19 protein-coding genes and 4 pseudogenes are annotated in these 24,936 nt (G+C 32.2%); 8 read left to right on the top strand and 15 right to left on the bottom strand.

Annotated elements, in window-relative coordinates; translation table 11 throughout:
- The first annotated feature begins 18 nt into the window (after positions 1–18).
- On the top strand, positions 19–1,134 hold the full coding sequence (locus tag AC0L0O_RS08230; RefSeq protein ID WP_000116967.1) for a response regulator aspartate phosphatase: 1,116 nt from the start codon (positions 19–21) through the stop codon (positions 1,132–1,134).
- Positions 1,134–1,295 (top strand): hypothetical protein, encoded by a 162-nt coding sequence (locus tag AC0L0O_RS08225; protein WP_000724102.1) that lies wholly within the window; start codon positions 1,134–1,136, stop codon positions 1,293–1,295. The genes AC0L0O_RS08230 and AC0L0O_RS08225 overlap by 1 nt, the downstream gene beginning before the upstream one ends.
- A gap of 1,641 nt (positions 1,296–2,936) precedes the next feature.
- Here AC0L0O_RS08225 and AC0L0O_RS08220 read toward each other — a convergent pair.
- Both AC0L0O_RS08220 and AC0L0O_RS08215 read right to left on the bottom strand, forming a co-directional pair.
- Positions 2,937–3,485, bottom strand: a complete 549-nt coding sequence (locus AC0L0O_RS08220; protein WP_000819417.1) for a fascin domain-containing protein — start codon at positions 3,483–3,485, stop codon at positions 2,937–2,939.
- A gap of 323 nt (positions 3,486–3,808) precedes the next feature.
- Positions 3,809–4,036 (bottom strand): hypothetical protein, encoded by a 228-nt coding sequence (locus tag AC0L0O_RS08215; RefSeq protein WP_000438645.1) that lies wholly within the window; start codon positions 4,034–4,036, stop codon positions 3,809–3,811.
- 332 nt (positions 4,037–4,368) lie between these two features.
- Between AC0L0O_RS08215 and AC0L0O_RS08210 the strand changes: the two genes are divergently transcribed.
- From AC0L0O_RS08210 to AC0L0O_RS08200, 3 genes and pseudogenes are all read left to right on the top strand, one after another.
- A complete protein-coding gene (locus AC0L0O_RS08210; RefSeq protein ID WP_000272550.1) occupies positions 4,369–5,634 on the top strand; it encodes a Y-family DNA polymerase in 1,266 nt (421 codons plus the stop codon).
- Positions 5,631–5,972 (top strand): YolD-like family protein, encoded by a 342-nt coding sequence (locus AC0L0O_RS08205; RefSeq protein ID WP_001982473.1) that lies wholly within the window; start codon positions 5,631–5,633, stop codon positions 5,970–5,972. The genes AC0L0O_RS08210 and AC0L0O_RS08205 overlap by 4 nt, the downstream gene beginning before the upstream one ends.
- A 43-nt stretch (positions 5,973–6,015) precedes the next feature.
- Positions 6,016–6,391: pseudogene (locus AC0L0O_RS08200) on the top strand (hypothetical protein).
- A 95-nt stretch (positions 6,392–6,486) separates the two neighbouring features.
- Here AC0L0O_RS08200 and AC0L0O_RS08195 read toward each other — a convergent pair.
- Positions 6,487–8,469: a methyl-accepting chemotaxis protein gene (locus tag AC0L0O_RS08195; protein ID WP_000472743.1), complete on the bottom strand. Its 1,983-nt coding sequence runs from the start codon at positions 8,467–8,469 to the stop codon at positions 6,487–6,489.
- 888 nt (positions 8,470–9,357) lie between these two features.
- On the opposite strand from AC0L0O_RS08195, the pseudogene AC0L0O_RS08190 reads away from it, so the two are divergent.
- Positions 9,358–9,676, top strand: a pseudogene (locus AC0L0O_RS08190) (IS4 family transposase); the annotation flags it as partial.
- A 232-nt stretch (positions 9,677–9,908) separates the two neighbouring features.
- Here the strand turns inward: AC0L0O_RS08190 and AC0L0O_RS08185 are convergent.
- Positions 9,909–10,415, bottom strand: coding sequence for a GNAT family N-acetyltransferase (locus tag AC0L0O_RS08185; protein WP_000469438.1), 507 nt, complete (start codon positions 10,413–10,415; stop codon positions 9,909–9,911).
- A 259-nt stretch (positions 10,416–10,674) separates the two neighbouring features.
- On the opposite strand from AC0L0O_RS08185, the pseudogene AC0L0O_RS08180 reads away from it, so the two are divergent.
- A pseudogene (locus AC0L0O_RS08180) lies at positions 10,675–10,893 on the top strand (condensation domain-containing protein); the annotation flags it as partial.
- A 455-nt stretch (positions 10,894–11,348) separates the two neighbouring features.
- Here AC0L0O_RS08180 and AC0L0O_RS08175 read toward each other — a convergent pair.
- The 9 genes from AC0L0O_RS08175 to AC0L0O_RS08135 form a co-directional block, all read right to left on the bottom strand.
- Positions 11,349–12,668 (bottom strand): aromatic amino acid transport family protein, encoded by a 1,320-nt coding sequence (locus tag AC0L0O_RS08175; RefSeq protein ID WP_131369056.1) that lies wholly within the window; start codon positions 12,666–12,668, stop codon positions 11,349–11,351.
- A gap of 284 nt (positions 12,669–12,952) precedes the next feature.
- Positions 12,953–13,843 (bottom strand): L-serine ammonia-lyase, iron-sulfur-dependent, subunit alpha, encoded by an 891-nt coding sequence (gene sdaAA / locus AC0L0O_RS08170; RefSeq protein ID WP_000281785.1) that lies wholly within the window; start codon positions 13,841–13,843, stop codon positions 12,953–12,955.
- Positions 13,844–13,865: 22 nt separating this feature from the next.
- Positions 13,866–14,564: an L-serine ammonia-lyase, iron-sulfur-dependent subunit beta gene (gene sdaAB / locus AC0L0O_RS08165; protein ID WP_001024898.1), complete on the bottom strand. Its 699-nt coding sequence runs from the start codon at positions 14,562–14,564 to the stop codon at positions 13,866–13,868.
- Between the two features lie 1,005 nt (positions 14,565–15,569).
- Positions 15,570–15,713 (bottom strand): hypothetical protein, encoded by a 144-nt coding sequence (locus AC0L0O_RS08160; protein WP_000366274.1) that lies wholly within the window; start codon positions 15,711–15,713, stop codon positions 15,570–15,572.
- A gap of 81 nt (positions 15,714–15,794) precedes the next feature.
- Positions 15,795–17,069: a diaminobutyrate--2-oxoglutarate transaminase gene (gene ectB, locus AC0L0O_RS08155; protein ID WP_000261660.1), complete on the bottom strand. Its 1,275-nt coding sequence runs from the start codon at positions 17,067–17,069 to the stop codon at positions 15,795–15,797.
- Between the two features lie 78 nt (positions 17,070–17,147).
- Positions 17,148–19,478, bottom strand: a complete 2,331-nt coding sequence (gene hypF, locus AC0L0O_RS08150; RefSeq protein WP_000755924.1) for a carbamoyltransferase HypF — start codon at positions 19,476–19,478, stop codon at positions 17,148–17,150.
- 10 nt (positions 19,479–19,488) lie between these two features.
- Positions 19,489–20,517, bottom strand: a complete 1,029-nt coding sequence (gene hypE, locus AC0L0O_RS08145; RefSeq protein ID WP_000778915.1) for a hydrogenase expression/formation protein HypE — start codon at positions 20,515–20,517, stop codon at positions 19,489–19,491.
- Between the two features lie 82 nt (positions 20,518–20,599).
- Positions 20,600–21,181: a cysteine hydrolase family protein gene (locus tag AC0L0O_RS08140; RefSeq protein ID WP_000872527.1), complete on the bottom strand. Its 582-nt coding sequence runs from the start codon at positions 21,179–21,181 to the stop codon at positions 20,600–20,602.
- A gap of 203 nt (positions 21,182–21,384) precedes the next feature.
- On the bottom strand, positions 21,385–21,825 hold the full coding sequence (locus AC0L0O_RS08135; RefSeq protein WP_000342842.1) for an Lrp/AsnC family transcriptional regulator: 441 nt from the start codon (positions 21,823–21,825) through the stop codon (positions 21,385–21,387).
- 150 nt (positions 21,826–21,975) lie between these two features.
- Here AC0L0O_RS08135 and AC0L0O_RS08130 point away from each other — a divergent pair, with 150 nt between their 5' ends.
- A complete protein-coding gene (locus AC0L0O_RS08130; RefSeq protein ID WP_000193978.1) occupies positions 21,976–23,271 on the top strand; it encodes an APC family permease in 1,296 nt (431 codons plus the stop codon).
- Between the two features lie 956 nt (positions 23,272–24,227).
- Here AC0L0O_RS08130 and AC0L0O_RS08125 read toward each other — a convergent pair.
- Positions 24,228–24,347: pseudogene (locus AC0L0O_RS08125) on the bottom strand (enoyl-CoA hydratase); the annotation flags it as partial.
- 72 nt (positions 24,348–24,419) lie between these two features.
- Positions 24,420–24,929, bottom strand: coding sequence for a DUF4303 domain-containing protein (locus AC0L0O_RS08120; protein WP_000701634.1), 510 nt, complete (start codon positions 24,927–24,929; stop codon positions 24,420–24,422).
- Positions 24,930–24,936: the final 7 nt, after the last annotated feature.

The following is a 24,936-nucleotide window of genomic DNA, read 5'->3' as shown; positions in this document are numbered from 1 at the left end:
AGGATGGGGGAGTATATAGTGAGTGTTTCAGTAAAGGGAAATGAGCAATTAACCTCTCTATTGAACGACTGGTATCGATCTATGCTATCTCAACAAGTTGTAAAAGCTACTAATCTAAAAAAGAAAATTGATGAAAAAATTACTAAGTTAAGCATTGAGTCAAATCAAGAACGTCAGGATCAAAATTTGTTACTATATTACTCACTACTTGAATTTCGTTACACAGTCTTAACAGATAGCCTCGGTATTCAACAAAATAGTTTTGATGCTATTAGTGATTACGATATGCCTACAGACCATTTTCTACGCTTCTATTATCACTTTTTTAAATCCATTCATTCCACTTTTATATCAAGTTTTACTGAGGCAGAGGAACATTATAAACTGGCAGAAAAGATACTAGTAAACATTCCAGATGAGATTGAACATGCTGAATTCTACTATAGAATTGCTACTTTTTATCATCATACCTATAACATGCTCGCTGCTATCGAATACGCAAATAAATCGAAAGCAATCTTTTCGAAGTATGAAGGTTATGAAGTAAAAACAGCCTTTTGTAATAGTTTGTTAGGGGGTTGCTGTATCTATTTAAAGCAGTACGAACAAGCAGAAGAATATCTACATTGTGCAATTGAATTACTACAGAAGAATAAGGAAGAAGATTCCTTGTTATACGTAAAAAGTACTATGGGATGGCTGTATTCTGATCAAAGTATGTCTACGTTAGCTATTCGTCACCTTTCAGAAGTAACAGAAAAAATCCCTACACACTTCAAAGCTATCTTCCTACAGGCTAAGGAACATTATAAATTAGGAGAACAATCCGCAGCTAGCAAACTCATTGATAGGGGATTACAGATCTGCAGAGGAATTCATAACGAAGAATACACACACCACTTCTCTATTTTAAAAAGAGTAAATGAAAATATTCCACTGGAAGAATTAGAAAAAATCATTCAAGAAGGAATCTTATACTTTGAGCAAGAAGAATTATGGGAATATGTTGTCGAATACGCCGAATTATTTGCCACAAAATGTAGACAATTTGAGAACCACCAAAAGGTAAGTGATTATTTCCATATTTGTTATCAAGCAAGACGAAAATCAATCGAAAAAGGAGTGTTAAAATAATGAAAAAAATCAGCCTATTATTATCGGGTATTGCTTTTATTGGGATTCTAACGGTGGGAATTTCTCCACTTTCTAAAGCGGATCAGTTTGCTACTCATGGACATTACCCTGTTCCTACATATAGTGTTGGCGATCATGGTGGCGCACCACAACAAACTTAATATAAGTGTATGTAAAGACCCGTCATTTGAAGGGTCTTTACATATCAAAATATGTATTGTTCTTTTTGGCTACGCCAAATCAAAATTCTTCTCTCGCCTATCACCCTGCACTCTCTTAAGGTAGGATCATTCTTTCGGAAAATGTAATAAACTAACTATTATATCTATCAACTCTTTATATGCAATATTACATGCGAAGTGCCTTAAATATTTTGTTATACTATGTATGAGGATTTTTCATCCAAAAATCCTCTCAAACGCATATTTATGTATATGCCACCCTAATTGATGAAAGTGAGAAGAATGTTTATCATTTTTCTCACTTTTTTTATTTAAATTATGTGCTTGTACTTATTCTTTAGTTATTTTAAATAATAAAAGCTCAAAAAGAGAATTCACTTTTCAAATCCAACCTATTGAATCAATTATTATCTAATAATACCACACCATCTTTATCAACTCATTTTAGAATATTTGAACAATAATTTTATATACAAGCTCTGCATAAATTATTCATTTTCATTTATAAAGATAATGCTAAATATATACTCTAACATTACCTTCCCCAAAGTTAATTATAGAGTATTTTCTCAAAAAAGATACAGCTCTGCCCACTTTTGGAATAGGATTTTTTCTTTTTACATATACTATTTTTGAGCCTTTTTACCAATACGTGTTCTATTGGTGTCTTGAATTCCTCCTAACAAGGGCGGCAGATACGACTGCATGCCCTTGTTATTTATATTGCTGTTCTATATCCAATACAGCAATTGAAAACTAAAGATGCACTATTACATATTTTTTTCAGTTTAGATTATGTTAAAATTTCTTAAGTTGTTTATTTCATAGTTGAATTATGGTTTCATATCTAATTCAGCAATATGTGAGCTGTATCCCAAAAGAAAAGACACTCAAAAGGTGTCTTTTCTTCTTTTAATTAAAAAAACATTTTTCTTTTCCAAAGATTTTCTGTCTTGTTCTTAATTTTGTCAAAATCCTCATATAGCTATACAAAACATATATGCTATTATGTTTTTAAGAAACTATGTGTTCCCTTAACCCTGTATCCGACCCTGTATTTTTACAGGGTCTTTTTTTATTTTATTTACTTTCATTAGTTTATAAAAGTTAATACACACCCCATTTCAATTAAAATCGTTTAAATGTTAGTTAGAATTTGAAATGATAAATCTATTAGCTTTTTTGACAATTGTAATCTAATACTAGATTTCTAAATGTATACTACACTAAACATCAGTTAACACTATACACATAGTGTTAACTATCTTAATTGAATATTAGTAATAGTAAGTATAAAGATTATCAATTTACTATATCTTACATTTATGTAAAAATAGATGTATGTTAAGCTTTTTCAAAATCTTTCCCCTAATAAAGATTTGAAGTAGCATTTCATGATTCTCCTTACTGTTAATATGCCTTGAAAAAGAACCCAATAGGGTTCTTTTTCTTCTGATTACATCCTCAGTAATTACTTATTTAACATACAAAAAGGACTGACAATTACTTGCAATCCTTTTTACACCTTAATATACACTTGTATTAAGTACTTAACTCTTTATTTAGCATGCATTTAAACTAAACCAGTCATTATTATTTATATATAAAACACTTCAAAATTTAGAAATACACAATAATAAATCTTTCCCAGCTTCCAGCTACATAACTATTAGCTGTTAATTCTCTACCGCCATTTGCTGATATGAATCTACCATTACTTAGCGCTTGTAATACATATATCCTATTGTCTCCACCATTATATAAGATAAATTTTTCCCATGCCCCAATTGATGTACGATCTGCTACTACTCTACCATTTGGCTCAAACGAAACATACTTTCCATTACTTTTCGTTTTTAAAGCAAACGTATATAATTCTCCAGTCGGAATTAATTCGAATTTCTCCCATTCATTAACTGCACTAGGATTTGCTACCACATTTCCCGATGGCTCAGCAGAAACATATTGTAAATTTGCAGCTTGTATAGCAACAGTCCAACTTCCATTAAATAGACTCACACCTTTTAGTGAACCGGTATTTGATTGGTCGGCTGCCAATGCACCATTCGATGGGGTTATCATCATTATCATTAGAACCATTGGCAAAACCATTAAAACTAACTTTTTAAAGATCTTATTACCATTTGCATGAGTTATGAACCTCTTCATTCCCATTCCTCCCTTAATATATACCACCCATATACATCATACTAAACATGTAAAATATTGTAATGAAAGAGAGTCTTTATCAACAAATACCTTATTATCCTGTTTCTTTTTTCTCAAATTTATCATTTTCTAAAAACAAAAAAAGAATCCTTTATGGATTCTTTTTTGCCTTGCACTCTTTTTCAAATAGTGCATTTTTGCACCTACTTTTAGTATAACTTATAATTCCTATAAAATAAATAAGATTAAATAAAATTCACTTCTTTATTTTCATAAAACATCATACATACTCCTTCATAATTTTACAGATAAAATAGGGTATTTTAAAACTCATCTCTTGAACATTCCTTTAGTTGCTCCATAGCAATCTTTCGCGCATGTTCCTCACTATCTATCAAAGTCAATCCTTGTGATATATAACTCCAAAATTCATATCCACAATCCTCCATCCATCTATAAGCTTCTGTTATATATAGTCCATCTTTTCTTCTAATGATTTGAACCTTATAGTTTTTACTTGGAGAAAAAAACTCTTGTATAACCTGCTCCATTTATGAAATATCCTCCTTAAATCTATTTAAAATTATATTGTCACATAAACTCGTAATCGCAACCTCTTTTACGATAAATTACTGTAACTTTTTGAAAGGATAATATACCTTACATACTCCCATCATTTTCTTCCTGAACTACCCACTATAAATAATACAGTTTGTATCCTAGAAACCTCAAAAACATTAGGCTGTTACTTCTCTCTGTCGTTCAACATATTTCTACTACATATAATTAAATATTTTTTCAAAAACCACTTCATAAAAGAACATAAGTTCGTTTATAATAATAAAAGGAACAAACGTTCTTATTTTTATTAGGAGGAGTTATAGTGTATGACTATTCAATTTTACCGAATAGAATCATTTTATGTGTTGATCTTCGTAGCTTTTATGCTTCTGTTAGTTGCATCAAAATGGGATTAGACCCACTTCATACAAAATTAGCTGTAGTTGGTGATATGAATAGGAATGGATCCATTGTTTTAGCCGCAACTCCACCTTTAAAAGCAATGGGAGTAAAGAAGTTGGCAAGGCTATACGAGATTCCTCGACAAAAAGATATTCTTATTGTGAATCCAATTATGGGAACCTATATTAAGTGCTCCAATTACATAACGAAGTTAGCTCTACAATATGTTCCTATTGAAGACTTTCATCAATATAGCATCGATGAATTTTTTATGGATATTACCGATAGCATCCATCTATTTGCTCGGAATCCAAATGAATTTGCATTACAGTTTAAACGTGAAATATATGAACACACACGAATTGAATGCACAATCGGGATTGCACCTAACCTATTGATGAGTAAGGTTGCTTTAGATATTGAAGCAAAGAAAAATAAAGACGGAGTCGCTTATTGGACATACCAAGATATACCTACAAAATTATGGAGCATACGACCGCTTAGTAAGTTTTGGGGGATTTCGCATAAAACAGAAACAAAATTAAATCAAAAAGGAATACATTCAATTGGTGATTTAGCTAATTATCCTCTTAAATATTTAAAACAAAGTTTCGGCGTGATTGGCGAAGAATTACACTTACATAGTAATGGGATTGATTTTAGTCGAATTTCAGAGAAATATGTTCCGGTTACAACTTCTATAGGAAAAAGCCAAATTTTAATGCGTGATTATACAATAGAAGAATTTCCGATTATCCTACTGGAACATACCGAAGAAGTTTGCTATCGATTAAGACAACAAAACAAACTTGCTCAAACCGTTCAATTTTCAATTGGATATAGTAAAAGTTATTCGGGTGGCTTTAGCAAAACACATACCTTAAGCCGTCCCACTAACTTAACCATGGACATTTATCAAGTTTGTCTATATTTTCTACATCAACAATATACTGGAGAACCAATTAGAAGTATTACTATTTCTCTAACAAAACTAATTGGTGAAGGAGAAGAACAAATTTCCCTTTTTGATAACATCATACAACGAGAAAAAGAAATAAAGCTAACGAAAGTAATGGATGAAATACGCACAAAGTTTGGAAAAAATAGCATATTAAGAGGAATTTCCTATACAAATAATGCAACAGCAAGATACAGAAACACACTGTTAGGGGGACACAAAGCATGAACAACGCTAATATGCCAAAAGGTAGAGGAATGATAAAATGGACGCCGTTTGCAGCAATGCCAGAACAATTCGTCGGAATACGTGAAATGATCAAAGAGAAAACTAAAGTAGCACGTCCCATTTTAACCTCTGAAGAGAAAGAATTGATAGAGAACATGTTACTATGTTCGTTACTTTCTGAAGAAGAGATATTAATTACATATTATGAAGATGGTTATTTACTCACCAACTATATGACCGTTATCGATATAGATCCATTACATAGCTCTATCATATGTACTGATGCTTTCTATAATAAGATGACAATACAATTTTCAAATATAATAGACGTAAAATAGATTTAGGTGATTATCTTTAGAGTAGTATAAAGGAGCATATAAAATGCAAGGGAATCAGATAAGAAAGAATATAGCGAGAACCATTATTCATAATGATATAAATAACTATCCCTATTTAAATATACCTATGATTATCAATGAGAAAGATGGAATAACTTACGAGGTTTTAAGCGCTGGTTTTCATAATAATGATGCAGTAGCGATGGTAACGACAGATGGTTTCGCTACAACTAGGGTAAATACACCGGTTGTAACAGTAAAAAAACAATGATGGTAGTATCCAAGCATTCCGCTTACCTTTAGAATTGGAATATTGGGTACTTTCATGTATGTGTGCTGCTTCAACAGGGAGAAATTCGTTCCCATGTAAAGTTGCTTTTGGAATCATTGATACTAAATTTCATGTCGAATTCAAGTGAAAAAGGAGCAAATTAATTTGCTCCTTTTATCATTATAAGATTTTTAACTTCTATCCTTAAACACACTATCTAGGATTCTATCCTAGATTCTGAACTTATATCTTAAATCCACCAATTAATTCTTGAAGTTCTTCGGCCATCTGTGCTAATTGTATTGCTGAAGAATTTATCTCTTCCATAGAAGCATGTTGTTCTTCAGATGAACCGGCTATCGTTTGCATACTTGAAGAATTCTCTTTCACAGCCATAGATATTTGATTAATTGATGTATCAACTTCCATTACATCACTTGTCATTTTATTTGATAATTCCACCATACCATGTACTTTTGACACGATATCATTTGCAGATTTTGAAATTTCATAAAAACTTTGTTTTGTATCATTCGCAACCTGAATCCCTGACTGCACTTCAACTCCTACTTCATTCATAGCTTTTACAGTCTCATGTACATCTGCTTGTATTTCATTAATTAAACTTCCAATTTCCATTGAAGATTCGGATGATTGCTCCGCTAACTTCCTGACTTCATCGGCGACAATTGCAAAGCCACGCCCCTGTTCTCCTGCCCTTGCCGCTTCAATCGCTGCATTCAATGCTAATAAATTTGTTTGTGCTGCAATATTTTGAATTACTTCTAATATACTTCCGATTTGCTGCGATTTCTTATCTAATAATTTAATTACATTATCAGATTGAGAAACAGAATGATGGATTGACTGCATTTGCGTTACAGTTTGTTCTACTAATTGTTCACCCTCATTGGCTTTTTGTTTTGTGTATAAGGATGAAGCCGATACTTCAGAAGCATTATCAGCTACGCATTGAATGTTTCGTGTTACCTCACCAATTAATTTCGCTCCAGACGCCACTTCATTATTTTGAACTTCTGCACTATTCGATATTTCTTCCATTTCTTTTGTAATTTGTTCTGTCGCAACACTGGCTTGCTCTACGCTAGCGGTTAGTTCCTCAGATGAAGCAGCCACATGTCCTGCAGATGTGTTAATTTGAGAAATTATATTACGTAAAGACTCTGCCATTGTATTGAAACTACCACCTAATTGACCAAGTTCATCCTTTGAACGAATATTTATTTTCTCAGTTAAATCTCCACGACTAATTCTTTGAGCTGAAATAACTAATTGTCTTAATGGATTAATAATAGATTTAAGAATGAAGAAAATTACAATTCCACCTAACAACAATGAAGCCCCTATTATAGTGAGCGTTTTATAAAAAATAGGATTGGTAGCTTCTTCAATTTCTTTAATAGGCATTACACCAGCTATTTTCCAACCTGTTTTTTTGTTTGTTTTAAAGCTTATGTTTCGATCCTCACCATTAAGGCTATAAGTAATTACTCCATCTTCTTTCTTGTATAGTTCATCTGCTAATGATTTCTCTAATTTCTCACCTGGCTTAAGTGTAGGATGAACAACTATAGTCTTATCTTGACTTACTATAGATACAAATCCTTGTTTTCCTATTTTTATCATTTTAGAAGTTTTTACGATATCATTAATATTCAAGTCCACACCAATGACACCACTTTTATCAGCATTTTGCTTTGCAATTGCTATTACCATATTGCCTGTAGCCTTTGATTTATAGGGAGACGAAACAATAATCTCTCCATTAGCTTTTACTGCATCCTTATACCAACTACTTTCTAATGGGTTAAATCCTTCAGGTATTTTTCCAACGGGCGCATGAATAAATTGATTATTACTAGATGTAGTATAAATTGTTTCTATCTCTGGATGTAACTGTATATATTGATCAAATTTACCTTGCACATTTTGCAATTGGTCAGCGTTATAATCACCTTGTGTAAGTATCTTTGCAAAATGAGTTACATCTACATGTTTATTTTCTAATTCATCATCAACTATCTTATTTAAAATACTCACATTATCTTTCGCAGTTTGTAGAATTGTTTCATTAAGATCTGTTTTTGCTTTATCATAAGACGATACTCCTACGATAAGACTTGGTATAATTAATATTGCAATAAATGCCATAGACAACTTCGTTTTAAGCTTCATTTGTTCCAATCTTTCTTTTATTTTAAACACTCTCTACTTCTCCCTTTCATTCTTACAACTGATTTAGTTTATTTAATCGTTTGCTCCTTTATTTTTTCTACATTCATTTATGGAATTATTCAAAATGAAATTACCGTTGCATCCTTTTACATACATCTTCTTATATAACAATTTAGTTTTTACAAGCGGAGTTTTATCTATCCACCTTTCGAATATGTTATTTTGCTATATTAAGCAATGTTAAGGCTACGAATTATTCTAAATTACCTGGATGAAACATAGACTTCATTTAAAAGATTATTTTTGACTTTAATTGGATCAAAAGTTTAATCTAGAACTATTCAAATTTGATGAAATCCTTACCATAATAAACCCCTAAAACTTAACTAAGTGAATTTATTTTTTTGATAATTATGCTTAACAGCCTTTTAACCACTCTAACTGCTTCACTTCATTCATTTATCTATTTACTACAGCCACTTTTGGATTATCGGAAACTAAACCATAAATTCTAAATAGAAGAATAAAATAAATTGGAGGACTTCATTGTAACACGTATACATAAGTTTTAAATATTAAAATGAAAAAATATTTTTTCATTATCTTATCTTCATGAATTACTAATAATAGATTGCGAACTTTTTTGGGCTAGCATTTAGATCATGGTATTACTAAGATTCAAATGAATAACAGCACCAATCCATATGTCTTTTGCGAAATAAACTATCTTGAACTACCTCACTGCTGAATTACACTTGGATGAACCTTTATAGATTTTGCACGTCTCTTCGCTCCATCATTTCCATCTAAACACCATCTTACTACCATTACTTTTTCCTCTCGTGAAAATTTAACCATAAAAAAGTACACCCCAATTGTTGTTCGTGTCTAACATTTTGGGTGTACATTAATTAAGGACGACTTGAATGTCATTTATATGGACGATTAATTAGCACCTTTCTTTGTTCTCTCACCATGTTTCAAATGCGCCAACTACTCTCAGCAAGAAGGAACGAGAACTAAGCGAATATAAAGCGATTTAAATCATAAAAGATTATTTTTCACTTCTTTATCAATCTTTACAGAAGACACCTAAGAATTAACAAAGATATTGTTTCGCCTGTTTAATCTCTTACAGAAAAACGGACGAGAATCCCATAGGTATAAGAAGAAAACATTCATTGATATCTTAGGCATCGTATATAATTTTTCTATCTCCCACAATCAGGTAGCGTAATCAAAAAAATTGAAGCCCGATAGGGTTTATTTAGTATGCAATTTTTTAAAGAACTTACACTGGATCTTTAGAAAAAAGAAAAAATCTTACATGAAATCAAACTTGTATAATATTAGCTTGATGGGCATAGAGCACCACCCACATTTTAATTATTTTATAGACCAAGCAATTCTCAAAAAATGATAGCAAAATTTTAATTATGATTTTGATTTTAATAATGCGTTCTGAGACACTACTCTTCTTCTAAAATAGCGTAATAATATTCATCCCACCATTCATTTCCATGGGGTATACACTTCTTGAAATAGCCTTCTCTCCTCATACCAATTTTCTCCATCACTCGATATGACGGGGTATTTTCTGGCTGACATGTAGCTATAATTCTATGTAATTTCATTTCCTTAAACCCATATTTCAATGTAGCTTGTGCTGCTTCAGAAGCATATCCTTTATTGAAATATTTAGGATTGAATACCCAACCAATCTCATAAGTATGTTCACCAAAATATTTATGAAAAACAATATGACCAATCAGGATATTTTCATCTATTAGCATCACAGGAAAGTTCTTAGCATTTTCACCCATATTTTTATTTACAAAGTTTCTTGTATCTTCTTCAGTAAAAACCCCTTCAGGTATGTATTTCATAACATTGCTATCTGATGTATACTCATGAACAGCTTCCCAATCCTTGAATTCAAATTTCCGTATTAGTAATCTTTCTGCTTCTATAAACATTTACTTTTCTCCCCTCAAAAAATCGTTACTGTATTTTAGATTCACATTTAATCTTTAAAAAAAGAACTTGCAGGAATCTCTACAAGTTTTTTTATATCAGGTGAATATATGGGACAAACAAACTATCTTACCGATTCATCATAGAAACTACAGGGGTAGTACTTTGACAACTATATTATATAACAAATATTAACATCCGTAGATTTTGTTTTTGAAAATTATGTTAATTAAGAATGAAAGTATCCTTTTCCTTAACTATTCTAACTTCGGGTCGATAGCAGATGAACCTATTATGTTTGGTGAAGTTCAAGCTCAGGACGGGTATATAACATCACCAATTATGTATGCACCATTCTTCACAATGGGGGCAAGCTCTTATAATGGGAGACTTACATTTACAATTGGTTATCATTCGCCTGATACTACACAAGAAAAAGTAGAGCAATTTTTAGAAAGTGTGGTCAATCAACTATCATAATTGTAATAGGAGTATCACCCTACGCTCAATAAGTTATGTTTATAAATCTAGTAAGAAGATTCCCTTCCTCAAGGAACGCGAAATGAGTAAGTGGGAGATACAATGACTTCGGACATGTGATGAAATAAAGCCATTTTAGTTGTCCGCCATACATGGGGTACCGGCCCATTCCCATCAACCTAAGAAAACAGATGTGGGATACTTCAAAATATTAGCTTGATGCACATGGATCAGCACCCTAATAGGCTTGGATTAAAATCATAACAACCAGCTAAAAAAAGATTGCTGTAATAGAAGTTATGCATATAATCAAAAAAGGACAAACTATCCCAGATGAATAGTTTGTCCAAAACCAGAATCTCTTTGGTTTAACACTATATAATTTAGTTCCGCTAGGAATCTTTCATTCTCATTTCATATCCTATTATTTTTGCATCAGAACTAACTACAGTAAATTAGAATAATGACTTAATACTTGCTAGAACAGTAAGTATCCCTATAACAATTACAAATACATTACTCATTTTCCCTCTGTATTTTGCTAGTACTGGTACTTTACGAATCGCATACATCGGTAATAGACATAAGATAGCAGCGACTAACGGACCGCTAAGGGCATCAATGATTCCAAGAATACTTGGATTTGTATAAGCAACATACCAGCATGTTAGCACAACAAAAGTAAGAATCATTGTCTTAACTGTTTTTTCTCCTATATCTTTCCCACGTTTTTTACCGGACTTGATAATCATGTCACGCATTACCTCATACGCTCCTATATAATGACCAAGGAAAGACTTTGTAATAGCCACAAACGCAATGATAGGAGCTGCAATCGTGATTACAGGCGAATTAAGCTCATTAGCAAGATATGATAGAATTGACAAGTTCTGTTCTTTTGCCACCTTAAGATCATCTGGAGTCAAACTTAAAGTACTGCTCCACACAAAGAACATAACAACAGCGAATGTCATAATATAACAAACTTTTTGTATTTGAGCACACTTGGCATCAGTAGCATCTATTCCATACGTAGCTCTCTGTTTCATAACAAATGACGAAATCATAGGAGAATGATTAAACGAGAATACGATGATTGGTAGAATCATCCAAATCATTCCAAAATAGCCCGTTCCAGTTGAAGCAGTAGAAACACTTGAAAAACTTAGCATTGAAGTATTCCATTGTGGAATTAAAGATATTGCAATAAAAAGTAGAGAAGCAATGAAAGGATATACTAGCATGCTCATTATCTTTACAGTAATATCCTGACCAAAATTTAGTATAGTGATAAGACCGAGTACTAATACAAGTGATAAAATAGCCCTTGGAGGCCCCGGCATGTGCAATTGGTGTACAATAAAACTACTTGCAGTATTTGTAAGTGCGACCGAGTACATCAGCACGATCGTATAAATGGAGACGAAATATACGATGTTAAAAATGATACTTGCTTTATTTCCGAAATATTCTCTTATTGTACCTGTAATCCCCTCATCGGCAGAATTCGAAGCGTAAATCATTTTAGCAAGCGCCCTATGTGAGTAGTACATAACTGGATATGCAAGTATGGTAATTAACAGCAATGATAATAAACCACCTGAACCTGCATTAATCGGTAAAAAGAGTACCCCTGCTCCAATTGCTGTTCCAAAAAGGCTCAATGCCCAGGTAGTATCCTGTTTATGCCATTTTTTATGGTCTAGGTATTTTTCATTTTTTACTGCCGTATTATCAGCTTGAAATTCTATGTTTTTTGCAGTATTCCCATTCATATAATAATTCCTCCTTGTTTCCTATTCTTACGTCTTTATTTAAGGTATAGGAATATAGACCGTTCTTTTTGTTTATAAAGTGCGCCACATCGTATATCCTTCTTCTAAGTTGATCAGACTCAAAAAATTAACGAAGCATCAACCTGACGAGTTTGTTACCACTTACAAAATGTTTCAATTATATAGTAGGATATTTTATTGATAATTCCCCCAATATCCAGAAATCCTGAAGCGAACAATAGAGAATATATTGTTAACTTTTTCACAATATAGACGTTAACTGTTCATTGATTTGATTGTTTCTCCCCAAATATTTTATTTTTAATGGCAATCCCTGTAGGTGTAGCCGCAATTCCACCTAAACCTGTCTCTCTTAATTCGCGAGGAATCTGTCTTCCAACTCTATACATCGCTTCAATAACTTCGTCAGCATTGATGATATTGTTTACACCGGCTAATGCGATGTCCGCTGCTGCTAAAGCATTTGTCGCTCCAATGGCGTTTCTCTTTACACAAGGAATTTCTACCAAACCAGCGACCGGATCACAAACTAAACCGAGTAAATTTTGTAATGCAATCGAAAAAGCTTCAGAAGATTGCTGTGGCGTTCCACCTGCAGCTTCTACCGCAGCTGCAGCCGCCATTGCTGAGGCACTGCCTACTTCAGCTTGACATCCTCCATACGCTCCTGAAATACAAGCGTTGTTTGCTACTATCGTTCCAAATAACGCTGATGTGAATAGAAAATGTATCATATCTTCATGACTTAACTGCAACGTATCCTTAATACTAAATAGGACTCCCGGAATCGTCCCACTCGCACCCGCTGTTGGAGTTGCACAAATAGCTCCTAATGCAGCATTTACTTCATTAACGCCGATAGCACTTTGAATCCCTAACACCATCAAATCTCCAGAAAGAGTTTTCCTATTTTCTCGATAGTTTTTAATTTTAACTGCATCACCTCCGGTTAAACCGGTTGGAGAAAATACACCGTCGCCCTCGATACTTTTATTTATAGCATTTTGCATAGTCGCTAAATTTTGTTCCATTTTACTCCAAACTTCTTCATAAGAAGTTTTAGTTTGTTCAATTTCCTGTTCAATTGCTAATTCATAAATTGTCTTTTGACTTTTATTAGCTGCATCCACAATTTCTTTTATGGCCATATACATATTTTTTCTCTCCTTAATGTAACTAAAGAATAATAAGATTAGCTATATTGCTTAAATTCCCTAATTCCTTCTGAGCATTACCAGGCAATAGCGAATCCAAAGCGAATGCATATAAATATTTTGTTTTATCTTTCAAACTATGAAAGTTGTTAATTTCAACATCATATTGTTTAAAGATCCTGCGTAAGACAAATTCAAAGTCAGCTCTTTCTGAAATTGCAATAACAACTGGCAATGGCCCCTGCAGTTCTAAGCTAAATCCGTCAATTTCAACATGTTTGACTTCGATCAATCCACCACCGACTGAAATACCCATCGTTCTAATACTTCGACTGTCATCCTCTACATATACATCTGCCGTATTTGGATGACCGGCAGGACTATCACCTGATTTTTCAATAAAAGTAATGTCAATCCCTTTAGATTCTGCTATTTTAATAGCATCTGGCACTTTGCTGTCATCGGCAGCAAAGCCTAATATACCAGCAATTATTGCAAAATCAGTTCCGTGACCTTTATGGGTTTCAGCAAATGATTCATAATACGTTACCACAACTTTTTTTGGAAGACCTTGAAATAATTTATTAGCAACTGTTCCAATAGACAAAGCACCTGCAGTATGTGAACTTGAAGGACCTATCATTATGGGCCCAATCACATCAAAACAACTTTTGTATTTAACAACCTTTTTTTCTTTCATAGATGCTACATTTATGTTCATATAAGCACCCCCATGGTTTATTATTTTTAATTGCTGTTGAATCTAAGTTATTAGCATAATCAATTCAAAATAAGACCCTTTTTCGATAGCGCTTTCTTTCTTGAGTTGAATAAACTTTCCTTTTGTTCCACAACCCTCCATATAGTAATCATATCAATATGTAAAATTTTAGAAACTCACTGGCAAGTTCTTTAGAATTTTCGAACCAAAACGAGGTTTGATATTTTCGCTAGAGGTCATATATTATCTCTCGACGCCCTCATTATAACTTGTATATTTATGAGTTCAATCTTTTTTTATTTTTAGAAAGATTGAATAGGCAGAATTTTGAATGGGTAATAAATTTCACTTAGTATGTAGCAATTATGTCCTTTGTTTGAAGCTGTATTAGTTAATAGAAAAGTAAAAATAACACAGAATTACTTTCATTAACACATTGATTATATTGAAAAATCATTATAAAGATACTTATATTGTCCTATGTTGGAACATCTTATTTTGGACGTTAAAGCTGTTGTAATAAATGATTATTGAAGATGGAAAGTAATAAGTTAATAAAATATAAAATCATTTTGTTTAATAATAAAATATCACGAATTTATATACATTATTCAGAAAAAAAGAACTTTTCTTGATGAATCCTAAAGTACTAATTTATAACTATCCACTACTATAAAACAGGATGTTAACTCTTCTATATAGGTTATATATTATTTATCCCAAAACCCTAATGAAATTGGATATTTAGAAGTGTTATCTTCATAAATAGAAATTTCACTTGCTGTTTTAATAGTTGAATAGATCATTACAATTCAACTACCTTATATATTATTCCCTCATTTATTAATTCTCTCCCCACCTATCGATTTGAGGTAAAATAAGGGGATTATATATAAATAATATCATCATCAACGTGCAATTTATAAAAGCAATCAAAAAAACAAATTCAAAACACCTTTCTTTAATGGTGAATGAAAGGTGTTTTGAATTTTAAAATATCATATATTATTTAGAATGATATACTAGCGAAAGAGATGCACTTACTTCTTCTGTGCCGGCAGATATCTCTTCTGTTAATGCAGAAACTTCTTGAATTTGACTTATTATTTTATCTAAATCTCTCATAATAGATAAGAATGTTAGATCCACTTTGTGGGCCGCTTCTTTTCCTTCTTCTACCGCAACTACTGCAAACGGTCCGCAAGGTTATTAAGTGCAAGTCGTTCAAACTTAGTGAGTTACCTCTTTTAAAATAGTAGAAATACTATCCTCTAACATTTCCAATCCTTTACTTAATCCTTCTAAGTCTATTGTTAAAGAAGGTAACAACTTAATAACTTCATCATTAGGTCCAGATGTTTCAATAATTAGACCATTTTCAAATGCAACTGAGCAAATCTTTTTAGCTATTCCAAAAGTATTACACGCTATGCCCTGCATAAAGCCTCTCCCTCGTACTTCTCCTTGAAGTTGGGGGTATTTCAAACAAATCTCATTAAGAAAACTAGTGATTTTTTCACTTTTCCATTTTAAAGCATTAATAAACTCTATATCTTTCCAATAACTCAATGCTTCTGTAGCTGCTAAAAATGCTAGATTATTCCCTCGAAACGTTCCATTATGTTCTCCTGGTTCCCACTTATCATATTCCGGTTTAATTAGTGTAATAGCCATCGGAAGGCCAATGCCACTTATAGATTTTGACAAACAAATTATGTCTGGTTTAATGCTCGCAGGTTCAAAGCTAAAAAATGTCCCCGTACGTCCGCACCCTGCTTGAATATCATCGACAATCAATAATATATTATATTTTTTACACAGTCTGTCAATTCCCTTTAACCATTGGGAGCTAGCGGTATTTAAACCACCCTCACCTTGAACTGTTTCTAGAATAATTGCAGCAGGTAAAGCCACTCCACTTCCACTATCGCCCAATACTTTTTCTAAATATGATAAAGAATTAAGAGAATCTAAATAATTTTCATACGGCATGATAATACTATTATTTAGTGGTACTCCAGCACCCTTTCGCTTAAAATGATTACTCGTTATCGAAAGTGATCCTAAACTCATTCCATGAAAAGCATTAGAAAAACTTATGATATTTGTGCGCCCGGTCACTTTTCGAGCAATTTTCAGTGCACTTTCAACAGAATTTGTACCTGTTGGACCAGGAAACATAATTTTATAATTTAAATCACGTGGTTCCAAAATAATTTTGTTAAAGTGCTTTAAAAAATTCACTTTAGCGCTTGTTCCCATATCAAGACTATGAATAATACCATCTTCTAAAAGATAATCTATTAATACCTGCTTCATTTTATCATCATTATGTCCATAATTAAGAGCACCAGCACCTGAGAAAAAGTCAATATACTCTTTTCCATCTACATCCCATAATTTATATCCTTTAGACTTAGTGAAGATCGTTGGAAAGCTTCTGCTATAACTTCGAACTTGGGATTCTAGTTCATTAAATATATCCATTTTTGAACTAACTACCATAAAAGAGCACCTCCTAATTTTTCGTTTTTACTATACTCACAAAGAATAATGAAAAGTTATATAATTGCTATTGTAAATTTATACCGAATGCATATCTTTATAGCGATGAGCTGCTATTGCTGCTTGACCAAGAGAGATTCCCCCATCATTGGTAGGTACTTGTTTGTGCATGTAAACCTCGAATTTACAAGCCTTAAGTGACTTATAGGTTTCTACAAGTAAAAACTTATTTAAAAATACTCCCCCACTAAGAACTAGTTTATTAATCCCTGTTTCTTGACGAATTTGTTTACAGGTTTCTGTAATCATTTGAACCATTGTATAATGAAAACGATAGCTCAATTCACCCTTGGTATACTTATCTTTAAGTATCAAAGATACCAACTCTTTAAACATAGGTTTTATATCGATTTTTCTAATTCCATTCGAAGCAACTATTTCATATGATAATAAAGGATTGGAAGAATTATTGATATCAATCGCTTGCTCCAACTCAATAGCAGCCTGTCCTTCATATTGGACTGTTTCACGGACACCCAATAGTGCTGAAACAGCATCAAAAAGCCTTCCCATACTTGAAGTAAGAGGAGAATTAATTCCTTTTTGAATCATTTTTATAAGTACATCTAGTTCAAAACTATTTCGCTCTGAAATTATCTTTATTGGTAATTCTTTGACTTGTTCACCATATATTTGCGTCAATATTCCTAAAGCAATTCTATACGGTTCTTTAACAGCTTTATCACCGCCTGGCAGCTGAAAGTAATCGATATATGCCGCTCTTTCATAATTAAGAAAATCACCGATTAAAAACTCTCCACCCCAAATATTCCCATCATCACCATAACCCGTACCATCTAAAATAACTCCTAAAACAGGACCATCTAATTGATTATCAACCATACAAGAAGCCATGTGGGCATGATGATGCTGAACCTGTACAACTGGTAAAACATTTTGATCAAATGCATATTTTGTACTATAAAAATCAGGATGAAGATCACTTGCAATTACAGAAGGACTAATTTCAAAGATTTTTTGTAAGTGAGCTATAGTATTTTTAAAAGATTCATAAATTTTATAGTTTTTTAAATCACCAATATGATGACTAATAAAAGCTTTTTCACCTTTAGTTAAGCAAATCGTATTCTTTAATTCTGCTCCTAAAGCAAGTACATTAGGTGATCCTTCTTTAAAATCAATTGGGTTTGGTACATAACCTCTAGCGCGACGAATTATTTGTAGTTTTATTACTTCATCATCTAAATCAATCCCCCTAACAATAGAGTCATCTACTCTAGTGAATATCTCCCTATTGTGTACTAAATAATAATCTGCAATTCCCTTTAGCTGCTCAATTGCATCTCCATCTTTATATACAATAGGTTCATCAGAAACATTGGCGCTCGTAGCTATTAATGAAATAAAATTCCCTCTTAAAATAAGATGATGAAGTGGTGTATAGGCTAACATTACCCCATAGGTATTATTACTAGGTGCAACATCTGAAGAAATATACTCATTATCCTTTTTGTTCAATAACACAATTGGTCGTTCTTTAGAAACTAATAAAGTTTCTTCATTTTTTGTTATTTCAGCAAAATTTTTCACATCATCTAATTGAGATGACATTAAAGCAAAAGGTTTTTCATCCCGTTTTTTTCTTTTTCTTAATTCTTTTACAGCTTCATGATTCATTGGATCTACAACTAAGTGATATCCACCTAACCCTTTAATAGCTAGGATTTTCCCCTTTTTCAACAAATCAATTGTTTTTTCTATTGGATTATCAGTGGAGACATTTGTACCATCTGTTGTTTTCAATTGAACTTGTGGTCCACATTTCCAGCAAGCATTTGGTTGTGCATGAAATCTCCGATCAAGTATGTCTTTGTATTCTATATCACACTCTTTGCACATAGGAAATTTGGACATTGTAGTATACGGTCTATCATAAGGAATATCTTTTATTATTGAATATCTAGGTCCACAATTTGTACAATTAATAAATGGATAACGAAACCTTCTATTCGTTGGATCAAATAATTCTTCTAAACATTCATTACATACATAAGTATCAGGAGATATTAAGGTTTGCCTACTACTATGTTTTTGGCTACTCAAAATATCAAAAGAGCTATAACGATTGTTGGATTCTTGTTCCTCTATCAATTTAACCTCTTGCACATAAGCCAATTCTGGGGAATTAAATTCAATATCATGAATAAAATGCGAAATATTATTTTGTTCCCCCTCTACTTCTATAAGCACTCCATTTGAATCATTTAACACCCATCCGTTTAGATGATACTTTTTTGCTATCCTATATACGAAAGGTCTAAAACCAACACCTTGCACAATGCCTTTAACTTGATACTTTTTTATAAACATATTTATTACTTTTTTCATAAATTGTCTCCTAACATAATCGAGGTAATTCTGCCCCATATAATAACTCAATGAGTTTCAATTCACCTGATTTTGCTTCCATGAGTACTTGTCTTTCTTTTGTTTGAGTAACTTTACCAATTACCGCAGCTTCTTTACCATATTTAGTATTTTTTAATACCCTCACGACTTCCTCACTTACCTCTGGAGACACAAACATACAAACATTGCCCTCATTAGCTAGATACATTGGATTAACACCTAACATGTCGGCAGCCATAATAGTTTCTGCTAACATAGGAATATCTTTTTCTTGTATTTTTATTCCAGTATTAATTGTTTCTGAGACTTCATTTAAAACTGTACCTAACCCGCCTCTTGTAATATCTCGCATACAATGTATAGAATCACCAAAATGATTTTTTAACTCTGTAATCATATGATTTAATGGTGCACAATCACTATTTATTCTCTGTTCAAACCCTAATCCTTCTCTGATAGAAAGGATATGTATACTATGGTTTCCTAGTTGTCCTGTTATAATGATATCGTCACCTTCTTGAATAGAGTTTACCGAAAACGGTGATACATCTCCTTCAAAAACTCCTATTCCAGTTGTATTAATAAAGATTTTGTCTACTTCACCTTTTTTAACAACTTTTGTATCACCAGCAACAATATACACTCCAGCTTCTTTCGCGGTCTCTCTTATAGAATCTAATATTTCTTCCAAATCTTTAATTGGAAAACCCTCTTCTAGTACTAATGCCAATGATAGATAAAGTGGTTTTGCACCACTAACCGCTAAATCATTAACCGTTCCACAAACTGCTACTTTACCTATATTCCCCTCACCAAAAAAGATAGGATCAATAACAAAAGAATCTGTTGTCATCGCCAATCTTCTACTACTTACCTCAAGAATGGCACTATCCTCCATTTTTCCAAGGTGAACATCTTCTAGTTTTGCAGTAATAATTGAACTAATTAAATCCTGACTCAATAGTCCTCCTGTTCCATGATCTAAAATTATATTTTCTAAATCTTTAGTTAATTTCATTTGTTAAAACTCCTTTTCATTTTTATTTTTGAAAAATAATATCACTTGCTACATAGAACAAGTGATATTACAACGTATTTACTTAAGGAATTGCAACCCCATCAAAAGAAATATCTTCATTTTTAGAAATTGAATTACAGATTTCCTCGATACTCATAATCTTTGCACAATATGAACCTAACCATTTTAAAGCTCGTTCCTTATCTTCATCCTTCGCTGAAACAACTGCATCTTCTGGTACGATTACATTATAACCACGGAAAAATCCATCCGCTGCAGTTGTTTGGACACAAATTTGAGTTTGCATACCCGTAATAATAATTGTGTCTACTCCTAATTTTTTTAAGGTTTCATCAAGATTTGTCTCAAAAAAACCACTATCCTTATTTTTCTCCATAATAATATCTTTTTCATGAAGAAACTCAGGTAAGATTTCTGCACCTTTAGATCCCTTTGTGACTGGTAAAAAATCACCATATCGTTCAGCTTTCGGATCATCTTCTAAGTTAATTAACTGCAGGTGAATAATAGAAACATCATTTTCTCTCATAGTATCTAAGAAAGACACCATTTTAGGCGTAAACGCCTCCACAGCTGCAATTCTATCCTCATTTTTATTAACCAAATCGTACTGTAAATCATTTGTGAGCACTGCATATTTCATAATAATCCTACCTCCAATTAACTAAGAATTTAATTTTTCTAAAATACAATGTTCATTATTCCACCAGTAGTAAGAATATGTCAAATATTATTTTTTATCTAAATTTTCTAAATAATTTTCTGAAAATTAATACCTAATAGGACTCTATTTCCTATTAGGTATTAATTTAACGCTTTTTATTTTGAATAATCACTCATATGTAATTAAAGTTTTTCACTCTCTGTAAAAAATGATTTATGTTCTACTGGAGAAGAAAGCACTATTAAGGTTGTAGGCTTTCCATACTCTAAGCACAAATTAATATAGTCTTCGAGTGTATGTACAGATTCCGTGACTACCTTTGTTAGATAACTATACATACCGGCAATCCGGTGACATTCAACCACATCTGAATGTTCCATTGCAAACTTTTTATATTTATTGCAATCCCTTGGTTCCATCAAAACAAACGCAGTAATATGTTTTTTTAATTCTTTCGGATTAACAATCGTGCGATAACTTATAATTACCTCTTGTTCTTCTAGTCTTCTAACTCGCTCTGTAACAGAAGGAGAACTCAAACCTACCAGTTTTCCTATTTCAACCATACTTAAACGTGCATTTTCCTGAAGATGAGAAAGAATCTTTAAATCTGTATCATCCATTGCTTGGCCTCCCCTTGATTAATTAAGAAAACATTTAATAATTCTTAAATTCTTTAAGAAAATTATAATTAATACATAAATTATAGCATGTTATCTTTTTTTTAAACTTTATATAATTAATATCAATTAACGAAAGAGAGGCTGAGAATCTTGACACAACAATCATTGAAACGTTCAATTACTTGGGTACAGGGGACCGCATTAACCATCGGAGCTGTGTTAGGTTGTGGAATCCTTATTTTACCTTCAATTACTGCAAATAGCGCTGGACCAGCTTCAATTTTATCTTGGGTTATCATGTCTATATTAGCTTTTCCTATTGTAGCGACTCTAGCACGTCTTGCTAAAATGATTCCTAGTGCTGGAGGAATTACAGCTTATGTTCAAATGGCATTTAATGCAAATACAAGTGCCATCCTAGGCTGGATTATGTTAGGTTCTATTCCTATTGGAGTACCTATTATTGCTTTAACAGGTGCCCATTATATTGGATATGTTTTTCCAATAAGCAATCTTAGTGTTATAGGAATTGCAGCATTAATTTTAATTACCTCTTTACTCTTACATATAAAAGGGATCGAGTTATCATCAAAAGTTAGTGTGTTTGTAATTTGTATTATTTCACTTTTAATAGTTGTCGCTGTTATCGTTTCTATACCATATGTAAAATTAAGTTCTTTTACACCATTTGTACCAAACGGGTGGTCTTCCGTTGGCGCTTCTTCTGTAATTATCTTTTTCTCATTTGTAGGGTGGGAAATGATAACCCCATTAGCTGAAGAATTTAAAAGGCCCGCTAAGGATATTTCGATTAGTTTATTTTTAGGAGCAATTTGTATCTCCATTATGTACATTGCAATATCTTTTGTAACAATAGGGACCCACTCATATGGTGATAAAGATCAGATAGCTTCCCTTAGTATTCTAATATCAAAAGGATTAGGACCGATAGGTACATATATAACAACTATTTTAGCAATTTTCATTTCGTTTAGTGCTGTACATGCTAACATTGCAGGTTTTTCAAGAATGATTTACGCTCAAGCTAGAGAAGGACATTTCCCTTCCTTCTTTGCTAAGTTACACTCTCAATTTCAAACTCCAACTAGGGTATTACTAGTTCTAGGAGGCATTTTTAGTTGTATTTTAATTTTTTATGGTATGGCACGACCAAATTTAGAAATGCTTCTTAAAGGTCCTAGTGTAATATTTATTACTTCATATATTTTTACAATGCTAGCTGCTCTTAAATTATTAAAAGTGCGTGATATAGGTTGGTGGATGGCCTTCCTATCTCTAATTATATGTATTATTGTATACTCATTTAGTGGTTGGGCTATTTTCTATCCAGTTATCTTATCAGTTATTGGTTGGATTTATATAGTTATGAATAAGAAGTATAGTACTATAACCAATCATTCAATAAATACATCAAATGAAAATTAGGTTCTACTCCTATAAACTCATACCACAGATTATATACTGTTATTAACACTATCCAAGTTGGAATAAGTACAGTTTCAGCTGACTTATAATTAGGTCAAAGTAATTTAATAAAATATGAATGATTAATAGAATTTATTTTTCAACTTTCAAATAACAACCCTTTTTTATAACGTATCTCTGCAAAGAAATGTTATAAAAAAGGGTGATTGATTATGTGCAGACCCTCTTTCACCTTACTTCACATATACATAAGCTTCATTTGCAATTACAAAGTAGGTTTTATCCTTATTGTTGTGTATTTTAACAGTATAAATATAGGTTCTCGTGCAGCTTTTTTAAACTATAATAAACTCCGAAAAACCAACTAAGGAGCATAATAGAATAGATAAGATATGTTAAAGAAAAGTAGTTTGAAAAAGATAATATGTCTGAAATTCTAAAGGAACGTGGTATTCCAATTTATCCAACAATCATTATGCACTAAGTTCGTAAATATGAAAATTTTATCCGTTATTTTTGAAAAACAACAAAGCAAAAATACCTTTATAAATGGATGAACCTTATATAAATGTCAACTAATCTATGTAGAAAAACGTTCACTTAATTGTGCATAAAATTACTCAATTTCTCTTCAGGGATGATAAGAACACCTGTAGATTCTTCAAGGTAACTACATAATGGTGTGAGTTATATACTTACAACTTTTTGGTTAAACCATACATATAAAACAACTAACTCCTTTGCTCAATATTTTCTTTAGCTAGGTATTCTAGAGCATAAGAAAATATATATCGTTGCAATTTTCCACTTAGCTTGATGTCTAGTTTAGTCTACCATCTCCAATTACTACGTTACTTTTCGGGTTCAATTCATTATATTTTCTACTTTATATTTATACACAACATATTCTTTCCTTTCCACTCCACATATAGTGATATATTTTATGCTACCTAGCCTTATCTCCCCTTCATAACTTCTTTTTCAAGTTGATTCCTACATGTAAACATCGCAATAATCTTTGTGCGATTTTTTTCATCAGGCTCAAATTGTTCGATGGTTACGTCACAACGAATGGTTACTATTAATTGGTGACTTTCTATTAAATGAAAATCGCCTCTTATAGAGCGCAGTTTTACTTATATTCATTCTTATGCAAATTCTGAAGCATATTCTTCGTATGTCTTTAATGTATTAAGCAATCGAGCTGATTCAATCATGATTTCGTTCGATGAATCAGTTACACAAATGACAATAAATCGATTATCATTTCTGTCTCCAAACAATCCTTCTAATTCAAGTTCCATTAACACAGTTAACGTTTCTTTCAACAGTGTATGTACTCGTATGTTAAAGTCATCTTCGACGATATTATGATATTTCTTAATAATTTTGTTCACTTCATCAAACATTCCAAAATCGTCCCATTCGCTCCACTCAATAGCTCCGTATCTATAATAATTGTATAAAGGGTCCGATTTATTAACTTTGATTAGTCTTTCTTCATTAGCCACTGGTCCAATGCTATTGACACAATCGTCTGTTAATATGGAGTACCCATATATTGTGTCAACACCGCATCTTGTTAAAAGTTCGTTATAATGACAACGAATTGCATTTTTCAATTCAAAATAAAAACTTTTTTGCAGCTGTATTTTCATCGTATTT

The sequence above is a fragment of the Bacillus sp. GS3m_15504 genome (assembly GCF_055825275.1).
Note: the sequence above shows the minus strand (reverse complement) of the source record. Positions and strands in the feature narration are given on the sequence as shown.

Excerpts from the sequence above, each read along its gene's own strand:
- AC0L0O_RS08175 (WP_131369056.1), bottom strand. The coding sequence starts at position 12,668 with ATGAATGGGAATACTGCAAAAAACATAGAATTTCAAGCTGATAATACG.
- ectB (WP_000261660.1), bottom strand. The coding sequence starts at position 17,069 with ATGGTAGTTAGTTCAAAAATGGATATATTTAATGAACTAGAATCCCAA.
- AC0L0O_RS08215 (WP_000438645.1), bottom strand. The coding sequence starts at position 4,036 with ATGGAGCAGGTTATACAAGAGTTTTTTTCTCCAAGTAAAAACTATAAG.
- sdaAA (WP_000281785.1), bottom strand. The coding sequence starts at position 13,843 with ATGTATATGGCCATAAAAGAAATTGTGGATGCAGCTAATAAAAGTCAA.
- AC0L0O_RS08205 (WP_001982473.1), top strand. The coding sequence starts at position 5,631 with ATGAACAACGCTAATATGCCAAAAGGTAGAGGAATGATAAAATGGACG.
- hypE (WP_000778915.1), bottom strand. The coding sequence starts at position 20,517 with ATGAAATTAACTAAAGATTTAGAAAATATAATTTTAGATCATGGAACA.
- AC0L0O_RS08135 (WP_000342842.1), bottom strand. The coding sequence starts at position 21,825 with ATGGATGATACAGATTTAAAGATTCTTTCTCATCTTCAGGAAAATGCA.
- hypF (WP_000755924.1), bottom strand. The coding sequence starts at position 19,478 with ATGAAAAAAGTAATAAATATGTTTATAAAAAAGTATCAAGTTAAAGGC.
- AC0L0O_RS08120 (WP_000701634.1), bottom strand. The coding sequence starts at position 24,929 with ATGAAAATACAGCTGCAAAAAAGTTTTTATTTTGAATTGAAAAATGCA.
- AC0L0O_RS08185 (WP_000469438.1), bottom strand. The coding sequence starts at position 10,415 with ATGTTTATAGAAGCAGAAAGATTACTAATACGGAAATTTGAATTCAAG.
- sdaAB (WP_001024898.1), bottom strand. The coding sequence starts at position 14,564 with ATGAACATAAATGTAGCATCTATGAAAGAAAAAAAGGTTGTTAAATAC.
- AC0L0O_RS08220 (WP_000819417.1), bottom strand. The coding sequence starts at position 3,485 with ATGAAGAGGTTCATAACTCATGCAAATGGTAATAAGATCTTTAAAAAG.
- AC0L0O_RS08140 (WP_000872527.1), bottom strand. The coding sequence starts at position 21,181 with ATGAAATATGCAGTGCTCACAAATGATTTACAGTACGATTTGGTTAAT.
- AC0L0O_RS08225 (WP_000724102.1), top strand. The coding sequence starts at position 1,134 with ATGAAAAAAATCAGCCTATTATTATCGGGTATTGCTTTTATTGGGATT.